At 55.1% G+C, this 13,192-nt stretch carries 12 protein-coding genes; 5 read left to right on the top strand and 7 right to left on the bottom strand.

The genetic code is table 11. The annotated features are described in order from the left end of the window. Together Q0932_RS00455 and Q0932_RS00450 are read right to left on the bottom strand one after the other, a co-directional pair. Positions 1-918: a dihydrodipicolinate synthase family protein gene (locus Q0932_RS00455; RefSeq protein WP_299348387.1), complete on the bottom strand. Its 918-nt coding sequence runs from the start codon at positions 916-918 to the stop codon at positions 1-3. Further along, on the bottom strand, positions 915-1,625 hold the full coding sequence (locus tag Q0932_RS00450) for a GntR family transcriptional regulator (RefSeq protein ID WP_299348386.1): 711 nt from the start codon (positions 1,623-1,625) through the stop codon (positions 915-917). Before Q0932_RS00450 ends, Q0932_RS00455 begins: the two co-directional genes overlap by 4 nt. Positions 1,626-1,714: 89 nt before the next feature. Between Q0932_RS00450 and Q0932_RS00445 the strand changes: the two genes are divergently transcribed. After that, a complete protein-coding gene (locus Q0932_RS00445; RefSeq protein WP_299348383.1) occupies positions 1,715-2,659 on the top strand; it encodes a GlxA family transcriptional regulator in 945 nt (314 codons plus the stop codon). A 67-nt stretch (positions 2,660-2,726) separates the two neighbouring features. On the opposite strand, the gene Q0932_RS00440 is transcribed toward Q0932_RS00445, so the two are convergent. Then, complete coding sequence (locus tag Q0932_RS00440; RefSeq protein WP_299348380.1) at positions 2,727-4,229, bottom strand: alanine/glycine:cation symporter family protein; 1,503 nt, start codon at positions 4,227-4,229, stop codon at positions 2,727-2,729. 40 nt (positions 4,230-4,269) lie between these two features. Continuing rightward, complete coding sequence (locus Q0932_RS00435) at positions 4,270-4,704, bottom strand: universal stress protein (protein WP_299348377.1); 435 nt, start codon at positions 4,702-4,704, stop codon at positions 4,270-4,272. A 657-nt stretch (positions 4,705-5,361) separates the two neighbouring features. Here Q0932_RS00435 and Q0932_RS00430 point away from each other — a divergent pair. Continuing rightward, positions 5,362-7,365, top strand: a complete 2,004-nt coding sequence (locus tag Q0932_RS00430) for a DEAD/DEAH box helicase (RefSeq protein WP_299348374.1) — start codon at positions 5,362-5,364, stop codon at positions 7,363-7,365. Between the two features lie 87 nt (positions 7,366-7,452). On the opposite strand, the gene rpsU is transcribed toward Q0932_RS00430, so the two are convergent. After that, positions 7,453-7,659, bottom strand: a complete 207-nt coding sequence (rpsU, locus tag Q0932_RS00425) for a 30S ribosomal protein S21 (protein ID WP_008207378.1) — start codon at positions 7,657-7,659, stop codon at positions 7,453-7,455. A gap of 109 nt (positions 7,660-7,768) precedes the next feature. Between rpsU and Q0932_RS00420 the strand changes: the two genes are divergently transcribed. Together Q0932_RS00420 and Q0932_RS00415 are read left to right on the top strand one after the other, a co-directional pair. Beyond that, a complete protein-coding gene (locus Q0932_RS00420) occupies positions 7,769-8,443 on the top strand; it encodes a COQ9 family protein (RefSeq protein WP_299348370.1) in 675 nt (224 codons plus the stop codon). Positions 8,444-8,647: 204 nt separating this feature from the next. After that, positions 8,648-9,631 carry an NAD(P)H-quinone oxidoreductase gene (locus tag Q0932_RS00415; protein ID WP_299348367.1) on the top strand — a complete coding sequence of 328 codons (984 nt, stop codon included), beginning with the start codon at positions 8,648-8,650 and terminating at the stop codon, positions 9,629-9,631. A gap of 17 nt (positions 9,632-9,648) precedes the next feature. Here the strand turns inward: Q0932_RS00415 and Q0932_RS00410 are convergent, their stop codons facing one another. Beyond that, positions 9,649-10,416: an FCD domain-containing protein gene (locus Q0932_RS00410; protein WP_299348364.1), complete on the bottom strand. Its 768-nt coding sequence runs from the start codon at positions 10,414-10,416 to the stop codon at positions 9,649-9,651. 161 nt (positions 10,417-10,577) lie between these two features. Here Q0932_RS00410 and Q0932_RS00405 point away from each other — a divergent pair, with 161 nt between their 5' ends. Then, positions 10,578-11,789, top strand: coding sequence for a PLP-dependent aminotransferase family protein (locus Q0932_RS00405; RefSeq protein WP_299348361.1), 1,212 nt, complete (start codon positions 10,578-10,580; stop codon positions 11,787-11,789). 119 nt (positions 11,790-11,908) lie between these two features. Here Q0932_RS00405 and Q0932_RS00400 read toward each other — a convergent pair whose 3' ends face one another. Beyond that, positions 11,909-13,123, bottom strand: coding sequence for a hypothetical protein (locus Q0932_RS00400; protein ID WP_299348359.1), 1,215 nt, complete (start codon positions 13,121-13,123; stop codon positions 11,909-11,911). Between the last annotated feature and the right edge of the window lie 69 nt (positions 13,124-13,192).

Genomic DNA, 13,192 nt, shown 5'->3' with positions numbered 1-13,192 from the left:
TCAGCCCTCCGCCTCAATACCGGCAATTGTTGTTTTCAAAACCCGCATCACCTGTTCCAGCGCGCGTTTGTCGTCTTTGTTCAGACCTTTTAGCGGCGCACGCACGTCCTCAGCCGGAATGCCGTTCAACGTGACGCCATACTTGATGGTCTGAATGAATTTCCCGCCTTGCTCGAGGACCCGCATCAGCGGCATCATCGCCGACATGATGCGGCGGCCCTTGTCAAAGTTCCCCTCAACCACGCAGGCATTGTAAAGCGCGATGTGTTCCTTGGGCAGGAAGTTTGAGCCACCGCAGACCCAGAACGGCGCGCCCCATGCGAAGAACTCGAGCGCCTGATCGTCCATGCCGCAACCGAGTTGGATGTGCGGATAGTCACGCGCCAAAAGGTGCACGCGGTTGATATCACCCGAGCTTTCCTTGATGCCACAAAAGTTACGGCTGCGGCCCACGCGATCGAGGAACTCTTCACCCATCATGGTGCCTGTGCGGTGGGGATAGTTGTAGAGCATGATCGGCAGGCCAGCGGCTTTGTCGATGGCCAATGCATTCAACGCGTTCTCGCGGTCGGTTGGTACAGAATAGGGTGGTGAGGCCAAGAGGATTGCCTCGGCTCCGATGTCTCGTGCGGCGGTCGCCAACGCTGTGGAATCCTCGGTCAACATGGCGCCAGTGCCGACAACCATGGGCACACGGCCTTTGATCTGTTTGTGGGTAAAGGCAGCAATCTCCACCCGTTCAACAACTGTCTGAGCATAGTTCTCGCCCGTAGAGCCGCCTGAGATCAGCCCGTGCACACCAGCGTCGATCAGGTAATCAATTACATTGGCCAAAGCGTCCCAGTTAACGGTGCCATCCGGCATGTAGGGGGTCACAACGGGCGTGTAGATCCCGTCAAATCGAAAAATCGGTGTCATGCGGATTTCTTCTCTGAATAGAGGCCCAATTGGGCGTCCAGCCCGTCGGGCATTACGAAACTTTCAATCTGGCTGCGCGACAGCTGCCAGTGCTCCATGGCGAGCCGACCGGCGGCTTCGCCGTTACGGGATTCAATCGCTTCGATGATGGCATCGTGGTGGCTGCTCGCGGTGCCAAGGTTGTTGCTCATCTCTTGCGTTTGCGGTCGGTAAAACGTCATTCCGATCCGTGCGTGGTCAATCAACAAGCGCTGCATCGAGGGCAAGAGATAGAGATTGCCTGACATCTCGCCGGTGATCTCGTGAAACCGGTAGTTTGCCAGCGATCGTTCAGCGACCGAGCCGCTTTTCAGCGCTTGTAAAAAACGTGCCTGCACTTCTTTTAAAGCGTCGATCTGTGCAGCCGTGGCATTCAGTGCCGCCAATTGCAAAACCGCGCTGTAGATCATTGGTGCCGCCTGAAAGAAGGCCCGCAGCGTTGTGTGAGACAGCTCCGAGACACGCACCCCGCGATTGGCGCGATGGCTAAGGTACCCTTCACCTGCGAGGTCGCGAAATACCTCGCGTAATGGCGTGCGTGACAGTGCAAACTGTTCGCTCAACCGCACTTCATCCAGATCTGATCCCGGCATCAGTTCGAGCGTCAGAATCGACTTTCTGAGATGTGTCGCCAGCCTCTCTTTGCGGGATCTGGTGGAATCGGTCATGCGTTCTCCCTCTTGACTTGTGCGAAGTTTTTGCATGAATACAATATGTATACAATAAAAATCCCGACCCGAATGATACAACAACCGACATGACCCAGCACTTCTGTTTCCTGCTTGTGGAAGATTTCACGCATATCGCGTTCGGATGCGCGATTGATCCGTTGCGCATTGCCAATCTTGTGAGCGGTGAAGAGCTTTATACATGGTCTTTGGCGTCGGCTGATGGCGACCGTGCCATGTGCTCCAACGGCTCGATTACTCTGGTTGAGCATGGGGTTTCGAACCTGCCAATCAGCGATCAATTGTTTGTCCTTTCAGGCATCAATATGCGTGAGCACATCACGCCGGCACTGCTTGGCGCTCTGCGAAAGGCTAGCCGGCACGGAATGCAGATCGGTGCCCTGTGTTCAGGGGGGTGGGTTTTGGCTGCGGCTGGGATGCTCGACAACATGAAGGCAGCGATCCACTGGGAGTACCACGACAGCTTTATGGAGGAGTTCCCTAACGTGAACCTCGTTCGCAATGTCTTTGTGTCTGACGAAAAACACATGACTGCCTCGGGTGGGACGGCTACTGCCGATCTTATGCTGCATCTGATCGAACGTGACCACGGCGCGGACCTCTCTATCGCAGTGGCAGACCAGATGGTTTACAATGCAGTTCGGGAATCCACGGCGGAACAAAAGGTCTCGTTGCAATCGCGCAGCGGCATGCGTAACCCGCATCTGGTCAAGGCGATTGCTCGCATGCAAGAGACCATCGAAAGCCCATTGAGTGGCGCCGAAATTGCGGATGAAATCGGGATTTCGACGCGGCAACTTGAACGGCTCTTTGGTCGTTACCTGAACACATCGCCCAAAAAGTACTTCATGGAGTTGCGCCTTGAACGCGCCCGTCATCTCTTGGTGCAGACAGAGTCATCAGTGATTGATGTCGCGCTGGCTTGTGGCTTCGAAAGCGCGGGGCATTTCTCGCGAGTCTACCGCGCAACGTTTGGCGTCACACCAATGAACCAGCGCCGGACGTTAACCTGAAAGAGGTGGCCCAACGCAATCCGCCCCACACAATGTGCGGGGCGGATTCGAGGTTTAGAAGCACCGTTCAGTGCGTGTACTTCTTGATCTCCCCACTGTCGAGACGCGCCAGATAGTTGGTCATCTCACGTTTGACGATGGGTGCCAGGAAGTAGAGGCCCAGGATGTTTGGCACACAAATCAGGAAGACCAGTGCATCCGAGATATCCAGGATTGGTCCAAGCTGAACCATGCAACCCAAGGCAACAAAGGCGCAGAACATCAGCTTGTAGATGGTCTGACCCATTTGGCCTTCGCCAAACAGATAGGTCCAACCCTTAAGCCCATAGTAGGACCACGAAATCATGGTCGAGAAGGCAAAAAGCAGCGCACCAAATGCCAATGGCAGTGGGAACCAACCGATTTGGCGTTCAAAGGCAGCCGAAGTCATGGCCACGCCTGTTGCATCACCGGCAAAGTTGGGGTCGGCGACCTGAGATGTGCCAATGACCAGAGCGGTGATGGTACAGATTACGATAGTGTCGATGAAAGGTTCCAACAGTGAAACGTATCCTTCAGTCACCGGCTCCGGTGTGCGCACCGCTGCGTGTGCGATTGAGGCAGAGCCAATACCCGCTTCGTTTGAGAACACGGCCCGTTGGAAACCAATGATCAGCGCCCCGATTGCACCGCCTTGTACGCCTGCGCCTGTAAAGGCACCTGCGAATATGTTGCCGATGGCTGCGGGGATCGAGGTGAAGTTCATCAGGATCACGACAATCGCGAAGAAGCAGTAGAAGACCGCCATAAAGGGCACGATCTTTTCAGTCACACGTGCAATGGATTTGATACCACCGATGATCACTGCAAACACGACGGCCGCAAGAATCAGACCAACAAGCCACCCCATTCCGTCAAGGGCTCCACCCGCGACCGTATTTAGCTGAACATAGGCCTGGTTGGATTGGAACATGTTGCCGATACCCAAGGCGCCAACAAAGATGCCGATCGCGTAGAATGTCCCCATGAACTTGCCGAAGCCGCTCATGCCGCGCTCTTCAAAGCCTTTTTTCATGTAGTACATCGGACCACCTGAAACGGACCCATCCGGGTTTTCCTGGCGGTACTTTACCCCGAGCGTACATTCCACGAACTTGGTCGACATGCCGAGGAACCCTGCAACGATCAGCCAAAAGGTTGCACCTGCGCCACCGATAGTTACAGCAACGGCAACACCGCCAATGTTACCAATCCCAACGGTGCCCGAAACGGCAGTGGCCAAAGCTTGAAAGTGGGAAACCTCACCAGGGCTGTCGGGGTCTGCATAGTCGCCGCGAACCAGTTGGATCGCATGTTTGAAACCGCGAACGTTCACGAACCCCATGTAAAAGGTGAAAAACACAGCGCCAATGACCAGCCAAAGAACAACAAGTGGAAGCTGCGCTCCAAAGACCTGAATTTTGAAGAATACAAACGCACCAATTGCGCTGGCAATAGGTGCCGTGGCGGCGTTGATAGTCTCGTCAAAACCTGCATGAGCGGGTAATGCGAGAAGTGTCATGGCAAGAACTGCCCAAATAAATCTAATCATTTCTGTCCCCGATTTTTTTGGTTGTGGGTGAATGCCGTTCTTAGGGAACAACGACGACCGGTACCGGTGATGTCTGAATTAGGTTCCCAGCCACACTACCGAACAACAGTGCTTTGATGCCGGACTGACCGCGACGACCAATGACGATCTGCGCGACGCCATGTTTTTCGGCCAGCCGAATGATGGTCTCAGCGGGCGGCCCGTGGGTCACGATGGTTTCGCAGTCAATTCCAGCCGCATTCAGTTTGTCAGCGGCAGGCTGCACAATTGTGTCTGTCGCCCTCGAGATTTCCTGTTCACGGCGTTTATGCCGTTCAGCATTTTCTTCTGGCGTGTTGAACGAGTACTGGGACCATTCGATGACGTATGCCACGATCAGTTTAGCCCCTCCCAGCTTAGCGCGTTCCATCGCGTAGCTGAGTGCTCGTTCCCCGCCTGGACTGCCATCAATGGCCAGTAATACGGAGTTCGACATTGCTGTTCCTTTCTCACTGTTGGTTTTTGTTTTCTGGGGTGACCTTACGGCAGGTTGCGCAAATTTGCGACGATTTGCTTAATAAAGCAGCAGTTTGAAATTCCAAATTGGGCCAATTCCTGCGAAATTGGGTTCCTTGAAAAGGGGCAGGAAGGGTCGGGTGTTCGCCAATAACGCGCTCTGTTTGTTGGGCAATATCCCCAGAGTACACTGAAGAACTGAACGCAACTTTTACGATAAACTGGTCCTATTTACTTTTTCATATGGACTTAATTTTAGGCCGTTATCTTCAAAAAAGTTGCGGCTTTTTCGTCTATATCTGCCGCTTTTCGAATGTTTTTGTGCGAAATTTCACGAATTTTTCGATCGTCACACGAACAAGAGTGTCCAACAGTTTTGCGCCAAAAGATGGTCTATCTTGCGGGCTACACACGGCAAAGGGCGCATGCGAAGATCGCAGGGCTTGCTTCTTGTCTTATGCCACGATCCCGCCTTTTAAGAGGGATGAGCGCCTCGTGGTTAGAAAAGCAGAGCTATACATTCCATTTCAATTGGTCTAGGAGCGGCCCCTACTTCTCTTATGCGGCACAAGGATGGTGGGTCTTTCCCGTCGAACCCCTTAGGTGTCGGTACTTAATCCGAAAAGAAGACATCGCTTTGAAACAAGCTCTCCGTGACGCGCTGGATGCACGTGGATATGAAAAACTGACACCTGTCCAAGAGGCGGTGCTGAATCCTGAATACGAGGGGGCGGACCTTTTGGTGTCGGCTCAGACCGGGTCAGGCAAAACTGTGGGCTTCGGCCTCAGCATCGCTCCGACCCTCTTGCAAGATGGGGACACGTTTGATCCGGCCGGTGCACCTTTGGCTCTGGTTATCGCGCCGACGCGCGAATTGGCATTGCAGGTGAAGCGTGAGCTTGCCTGGCTTTACGCCAAGGCTGGTGCGCATCTGGCGTCCTGCGTCGGTGGTATGGACATGCGTGATGAACGCCGCGCTCTAGCGCGGGGTGCGCACATTGTCGTCGCCACACCAGGCCGTTTGCGCGACCACATCATGCGTGGCTCAATCGATCTGAGTGGGTTGCGGGCGGTCGTTCTGGATGAAGCAGATGAGATGCTTGACCTTGGGTTTCGCGAAGACCTTGAGTTCATCCTCGGCGAGGCACCGGAAGATCGCCAAACCTTGCTGTTTTCTGCAACTGTTCCGAAATCCATTACACATCTTGCCAAGAACTATCAGCGCGACGCCATTCGGGTTGTCACCAAGTCGGAAGAGGGTCAGCACGCCGACATTGAATATCGGGCGATGATGGTTGCCGACCGGGATGTCGACAATGCGGTTATCAACACGCTGCGGTTTTATGAGGCCCCGAACGCCATTGTCTTTGGCAACACGCGCGCGATGGTCAATCGCTTGACGACACGGCTGTCGAACCGAGGCTTTCAAGTCGTTGCGCTGTCCGGGGAATTGTCTCAGGCAGAACGCACCCACGCACTTCAGGCGATGCGGGATGGGCGCGCGCAGGTTTGTGTTGCGACCGACGTGGCCGCGCGCGGGATCGACCTGCCGAACCTGGATCTGGTGGTGCATGCTGAGCTGCCATCGAACCACGAAACACTGCTGCACCGTTCCGGACGCACCGGACGGGCGGGCCGCAAAGGTGTTAGCGCCTTGATTGTCACCAAAAAGGTGCGTCGCAAGGCCGAGCGCATCCTGACTGGGGCAAAACTAAAGGCCGAATGGACAGGCGGTCCTTCGGCTGAGGACGTCAAGGCGCGCGACGAAGAGCGCATGCTGGCTGACCCCGTCTGGACAGCGATTTCTCCGGAAACCGAAGGGTCGACTGTTCAAAAACTGGTTGAAAGTTTCAGTGCGGAGCAACTTGCCACGGCATACCTCGCTCTCTACCGCAATGCGCATACCGCCCCGGAAGAGTTGCAGGACGTAGATGCCAAGCCGGCGCCCCGCAAAGAATTTGGTCCCAGTGTCTGGTTCTCAATCGCTGGAGGCCGCAAGGCTGAAGCCGTTCCCGGCCGCCTATTACCAATGCTCTGCAAGGCGGGTAACCTGAACAAAGATGACATCGGTGCGATCCGCATTCAGTATGATCAGTCATACGTTGAAATCAAAAAATCCAGTGTGCCCGGCTTCCTGAATGCGATTGGTGAAGGCATGAAGGTTGAAGGCGGGGCCGCCTTGACCCAACTGGATAAAGCACCGGTTCTGGACCGTCCTGCGCGCCCTGAGTTCAAAGGCAAAGGTAAACCAAAATCCCATCGCGGGCAGCGTTCAGATGAAGGCGATTCACCGAAGAAACGCGCAGCTAAGTCGAAATCAAGCGCGCCGATTGATTGGAACGATGCCCCCGAGCCACGCACCAAAAAGCCAAAGCCATCGGACAAGCCAAAAGATAAAAAGCCGTACAAAAAGACGTCGACATATGCACCGGCTGGCGATGGTGGTCATGGTCCTGCACGTCGTCGTAGCGATGATGGCAAGCCGGCACAATCGGGATCACCGAGCGGTAAACCAGGTGGCAAGCCAAAAGGCCCACCTCCACCCAAGGGCAAAGCCAACAGCAAAAAGAACCGCGCCCGTGCCGAAGCTAAAGCCAAAGAGCGCAAAGCTGCAAAACGCGGTGGTGGACGCCCATCCTAACTCTCTAGTTCGGGGTCCCAAAAACGACAAACCCCCGAGGCTGGGCCACGGGGGTCGTCTAACTTTGGTGTCCAAAGCTGAAGGTGCTTAGAGCATACCTTCGCGCTGGGCTTTCTTACGTGCCAGTTTACGGGCACGGCGGATCGCTTCAGCTTTCTCACGTGCTTTTTTCTCGGATGGCTTCTCGAAATGCTGCTTGAGCTTCATTTCACGGAAGACACCTTCACGCTGTAGCTTTTTCTTCAGGGCACGAAGCGCCTGATCGACGTTGTTGTCGCGAACACTAACCTGCATGTGGTTTTCACCACCTTTCTAAGTTGAGTTGCAAGGATTTGCAGGAAGGCGCCGTATAGCAAAGCCCGAATTGTTTGTCTAGTATGCAGGGCAACGCAAGGAGAGTCGCATGACCACGTCTGACCCAAAGGAAAAACTGCTGGATGCTGCGCTTTCGTATGTGGTTTTTGATGGCTGGTCCGAGACCACATTCAAGGCGGCGATTGCCGAATCGGGCGTGTCTGATGTCTTGGCGCAAGCAGTCTGCCCCAGAGGGGCTGTGGATCTGGCGGTGGCCTATCACAAACGTGGCGATGCGGCGATGTTGGCTCGGTTTGAAACCGAAGATGTCTCGGAGTTGCGCTATTCCGAGAAGGTCGCAGCATTGGTCAGGTTTCGCCTTGAGGCGGTTGAGGACAAGGAAACTGTGCGTCGGGGGTCGGCGCTTTTTGCTTTGCCTCAATATGCCGGCACAGGAGCTGAACTGATCTGGGGTACATGTGACGCGATCTGGACAGCCTTGGGTGACACGTCTGAGGACTTCAATTGGTATACCAAACGCGCAACGCTGTCCGGTGTGTATGGCTCGACCGTGCTCTATTGGTTGGGCGACGTCAGTGAAGACAGCCAAGCCACTTGGGAATTCCTGGATCGGCGCATCGAGAATGTCATGCAGTTTGAAAAGGCCAAGGCGCAGTTCAAGGCAAGCCCCATGGGCAAGTTGATGCAAGGGCCGCTGTCGGCGCTTGAGCGTATCAAGAAACCGGGGCCACGTGGCGACATGCCCGGTAGCTGGCGGGGGTAGCTCTCCCACCTCGATCGCATCGGAGATGCGAAACGGCCTCGTTGGGCATGGCTCAGCAGAGCTGAGCCTGACAGGGGCGTTGCCCCTCTGAGGGCCGATGGCGCTCATTCACCCCAAAGTATTTCTGCAAGATGAAGCGATGTGGTTTGCGCCCGTTGCAGCGGGTGCTAAGTGTGAGCCGACGATAGTTCAGGGAGACAGGTCATGAGCCAGACCATGCGCGCAGTTGAAATCACCGAACATGGTGGGCCGGATGTTTTGAAAATCGCGGAACGGCCCATGCCGCAGCCCGGTGTTGGCGAAGTCGTGATCAAGGTCGCTTATGCCGGGGTCAATCGCCCGGACGCACTGCAACGTGCCGGCGCTTATGCTCCGCCGCCAACGGCCAGTGATTTGCCGGGGCTTGAGGCGTCTGGACAGATTGCCGCCGTAGGGCCGGGCGTTACGGAATGGGCCGAGGGGGATGAGGTCTGTGCACTGTTGCCAGGTGGTGGCTATGCAGAATACGTTCTGACGCCCGCAGCGCATTGTCTGCCGATCCCGGAAGGAATGGGGCTGAAAGAGGCCGCCTGTCTTCCCGAAACCTATTTCACGGTCTGGTCCAACGTGTTTTCCCGCGGTCGCTTGCAAGCCGGAGAACGATTTCTGGTTCATGGCGGGTCAAGCGGGATTGGCACAACCGCTATTCAACTGGCCAATGTCTTTGGCGCGCGCGTCTTTGCAACTGCCGGGTCGGATGAGAAATGTGCGGCCTGTCTGGAGCTGGGCGCGGAGCGTGCGATTAACTACCGTGATGAAGATTTTGTCGACGTGTTGCGGGCTGAGGGTGGCGCCAATCTGATCCTAGACATGGTCGGCGGTCCCTATATTCCGCGCAATATCAAAGCGCTGGCAGATGATGGCCGATTGGTTCAGATCGCGTTTCTGTCGGGGCCGAAGGTTGAGTTGAACTTTGCCCAGATCATGACACGGCGATTGACAGTGACCGGCTCAACCTTGCGTCCACAAAGTGATCTGGCCAAGGCGCGCATTGCGGCGGAACTTCATGAACGGGTTTGGCCAATGCTCGACTCCGGTCGCATCGCTCCGGTGATGGACAGCGAGTTTCCCTTGGAGATGGCCGCCGCAGCACATTCGCGGATGGAATCCAGCGGGCACATCGGCAAGATCGTTCTGAAAGTGGACTAATCTGGGCCTCTCAGGCCCTAACGACGTTGTTCGTGTTCAAACCTTTGGCGCGCGATGGCCTCGTTACGTTCCGCAGTTTTGTGGTCTGACAAATTGCTTTCGACATAGTCGAGGTGGGTAATCACGGCGGCGCGCGCGGCCTCTGCGTCTCGGTTTTGAAGTGCGGCGTTGATCGCACGGTGTTGATCCAAGAGATCGCTGCGCGTGGTGCGTTGTTTGAACATGATTGAGCGATTGTAGAACACGCCCTCGCGCAGCAGCTGGTACATGGACCGCATCATGTGCAGCATGATCACATTGTGGCTGGCCTCGATAATGGCGAGGTGGAAATCCGCATCCAAGCGCGCCTCGTCAGCTGGGTTACGTTTGGGGTGGGCGGCTTCCATCTTTTCAAACACGGCTTGGATGACCTTCAAATCGGTGTCCGAGGCAAAGCGCGCCGCGCGTTCCGCAGCAAGCCCTTCCATGTCACGCCGAAAAGAGATGTAGTCAAAAACGGCTTCGTCATGACTGGAAAACAGACGGATCAGGCTTTCAGAAAATGCATTGCCAAGAACATCAGCCACAAAAATCCCGGCGCCAGCTTTAGAGGCCAGCAGGCCTCGGTCTTGCAGTTCAGAAATGGCTTCACGCAGCGATGGGCGCGACACGCCAAGCCTCTCCGACAGTTCTCGTTCAGAAGGCAGCCGTTCACCCGGGCGCAAGATTCCACGCAGGATCAAGAGTTCGATCTGTTTGATGACCGATGTTGAAAGTTTTTCGGTCTGAACCTTTTGGAATGGCATGAGTTCCTCGCCTGAATTGGTAAGATGATATGACCACGCTGCTTGGCCGGGGGCAAGGGGACAGGGCGTGTTCACGAAAATTGTTTCAATGGGTCATATTTATTGACTTAAATTTCTTACTGCACCTTAAATGTCATAGATTCTGACCTATGAGGGCCGATATGAGCCTTAAAGACATTTTTGCCGCGCGTACCCAACGGATGAAGGCTTCGGAGATTCGAGAACTGCTGAAGCTGCTCGACCAACCGGGGATCCTGTCCTTTGCGGGGGGTATTCCGGATCCCGAGTTGTTTCCGTCCGGCGCTTTTGCTGAGGCAATGGCAGATATCATGGAGACTGACAGTGATGTGGCTTTGCAGTATTCGGTCAGCGAAGGATATTTGCCTCTGCGCCAGTGGATTGCGGATCACATGGCCACGATTGGTGTTCCTTGCGAGGCGCAGAGTGTTCTGATCACCTCGGGGTCGCAACAGGCATTGGATTATCTGGGAAAGCTGTTCCTGTCACCGGGAGATACGGCACTGGTCAACTGGCCGACCTATATGGGCGCGCTTGGGGCTTTTAACCCTTATGAGCCACGCTACGGACAGCTGAGTGTTAACGGCAATCGCTCTGCGAGTGACTATGCCGCTGAGGCGGAGGCGTCCAATGGGCGTGTGAAATTTGCGTATCTGTCGGCTGATTTTTCAAATCCCACAGGTGAAACTGTGGACCAACGGGGTCGCGAAGCGTTGTTGGCCATGGCGGACGAATTGGACTGTGCCGTGATCGAAGACGCCGCCTATCAGGCGTTGCGTTACGAGGGTCAGGACGTTCCGCCAATTCTGGCGTTGGAATTGGCGCGTAAAGGGCACATCGACAGTTGCCGAACGATCTATTGCGGCAGTTTTTCCAAAACCCTGTCACCCGGATTGAGAGTAGGGTGGGTGGTTGCCGCTCAATCTGTAATCCAGCAGCTCGTGTTGATGAAACAGGCAGCTGACCTTCATTCCTCAACCTTCAATCAGATGGCTGTTCACCGTGTTGCCGAAAAGTGCTTTGAGGACCATGTTCACTCATTACGAACCGTGTACGGGCAGCGACGTGGAGCCATGTTGAAGGCGTTAGACGCGTACATGCCCGAAGGAGTGAGTTGGACGCGGCCCGAAGGCGGTATGTTTGTTTGGGTGACGTTACCGCGTGGAATAGATGGGGCAGGATTGTTGACCACGGCGCTGGACAAGTATCAGTTGGCCTTTGTCCCGGGTCGTGCGTTCTTTGCCGATGGATCTGGCGGCAATACGCTGCGCCTAAGTTTTTCATGTGCTGATGAGGCGATGATCGACGAGGGGATGCAGCGGTTAGGACAGGCGATCCGTACTCAATTGACGTGACACCGAGTCCATCTAAGCCTGTCGGAAGACCTACGCAACTTAGCGCTGGTTTTGTGGAACTCGCGGTGCTGGCCGAAAAGTAGGTCGGACAAATATGTCCGACCTACCAGAGGGACGACCTATTCTGCAGGGACAGCGCTGCCCGCGGCAGGTTTTCCAAAGTGCTGTCGGTTGAGGCGCAATACCAATGCAATCATTGCAGCTTGCGACATCAAGGCAATGGCGGTCACGGACCAAAACGCGGGCCCGAATTTGTCGATGATGCCGGCACCAACGAGACCCTTGTTGACAAAAAAGTGCAGCATCACGGATAGGGCGACACCGGGACACACTAGGGCATAAGAGCCGGGCGAGGTCTTGGAGCCGAAGACAAAGTCGGTGAAGTATCCCTGTCGACGCAGCACCAGCATTCCGAGCAGGATAAAGACCACTTGTATGGACAGAAGGCGTGCGAGGAAGACCATGGTTTCGGCACTCGACCCATGCACATCAAAAGTCGCATGCAATCCATGGTTCTGTCGCAGGAACATGATGCCCAGAACGGTCATGATCGGCACGACAACCATCAGGGTCGGGCCAGCTTCTTTTGCCGTGCCATGATGCAGCATGGAATTGAACGCAGTGAAAATCGCGATCAAGGCGTAAACGATGGCGGCTGTCCCAATGAATGTCGACAAGATCAACGAGATACCAACAGTGGTGGTGTTGAGGCTCATTGCGGCGGGTGCCGAAAAGCCGACAGCAATCATGGAAAGGGCAAAGGCGGGTAGCATCTGCGCAAAGCTGTTGTTGGCGGTGACGTCAAAGATGCCGCCTTGGCTCAGGATGCGACCGAGAAACGCGGCGAGAATGCGGAATGCCAACACGGCAATCAAGCCAAAAGCGATAAGCGCCAGTGGGAACAGGACTTCGATGATGCTCCAAAGGCCCGGTACGAAAACAAGGCCGACAATGAACAGAGCGTTTACCGTCATGGCGAGTGCCAGTGGCATTGCCATGATGGTGGATTCTGCATTCGACTTGACCAGTTTCTGATAGTTTTCAGTTTTCTTGAAAGCTGAAAATGCAGAGAGATTCCAGATCAGGGATTTGACGTTCAGTATGACCATGGCCGCGATGCCCAAAACGGCGATGATGATGGCGGTCTGCATACCCATGCTGCCGGTTTGAAAGGCGGCCGAGATGTCTTCGAACGTTGGGACGGGCTTGCCGGGGTGTGGCACCCAGAACATCAGATACATGAAAAACGTAACCGCAAGGCCGCCGGCGCCAAGCGAAGCGAGGAAATATAGCGGCGAATAGCTGTCTGATGGCCGTTTAGTGGTATGGGGCATGTTATCTCTCCCTAAATATTCCAATTTCAATATATATAAACATTCCAAACTTGGAATATAAATGCGACA

It is taken from the genome of uncultured Shimia sp. (genome assembly GCF_947498095.1).
In the GTDB taxonomy this organism is placed as follows: Bacteria; Pseudomonadota; Alphaproteobacteria; order Rhodobacterales; family Rhodobacteraceae; genus Shimia.
The sequence above is the reverse complement of the archived record's forward strand: the minus strand, read 5'-3'. Positions and strand labels throughout refer to the sequence as shown.

Bases quoted from the DNA above. Each gene is read 5' to 3' on its own strand.
- Q0932_RS00405 (WP_299348361.1), top strand. From the start codon at position 10,578: ATGAGCCTTAAAGACATTTTTGCCGCGCGTACCCAACGGATGAAGGCT.
- Q0932_RS00415 (WP_299348367.1), top strand. From the start codon at position 8,648: ATGAGCCAGACCATGCGCGCAGTTGAAATCACCGAACATGGTGGGCCG.
- rpsU (WP_008207378.1), bottom strand. From the start codon at position 7,659: ATGCAGGTTAGTGTTCGCGACAACAACGTCGATCAGGCGCTTCGTGCC.
- Q0932_RS00450 (WP_299348386.1), bottom strand. From the start codon at position 1,625: ATGACCGATTCCACCAGATCCCGCAAAGAGAGGCTGGCGACACATCTC.
- Q0932_RS00420 (WP_299348370.1), top strand. From the start codon at position 7,769: ATGACCACGTCTGACCCAAAGGAAAAACTGCTGGATGCTGCGCTTTCG.
- Q0932_RS00455 (WP_299348387.1), bottom strand. From the start codon at position 918: ATGACACCGATTTTTCGATTTGACGGGATCTACACGCCCGTTGTGACC.
- Q0932_RS00440 (WP_299348380.1), bottom strand. From the start codon at position 4,229: ATGATTAGATTTATTTGGGCAGTTCTTGCCATGACACTTCTCGCATTA.
- Q0932_RS00400 (WP_299348359.1), bottom strand. From the start codon at position 13,123: ATGCCCCATACCACTAAACGGCCATCAGACAGCTATTCGCCGCTATAT.
- Q0932_RS00435 (WP_299348377.1), bottom strand. From the start codon at position 4,704: ATGTCGAACTCCGTATTACTGGCCATTGATGGCAGTCCAGGCGGGGAA.
- Q0932_RS00445 (WP_299348383.1), top strand. From the start codon at position 1,715: ATGACCCAGCACTTCTGTTTCCTGCTTGTGGAAGATTTCACGCATATC.
- Q0932_RS00410 (WP_299348364.1), bottom strand. From the start codon at position 10,416: ATGCCATTCCAAAAGGTTCAGACCGAAAAACTTTCAACATCGGTCATC.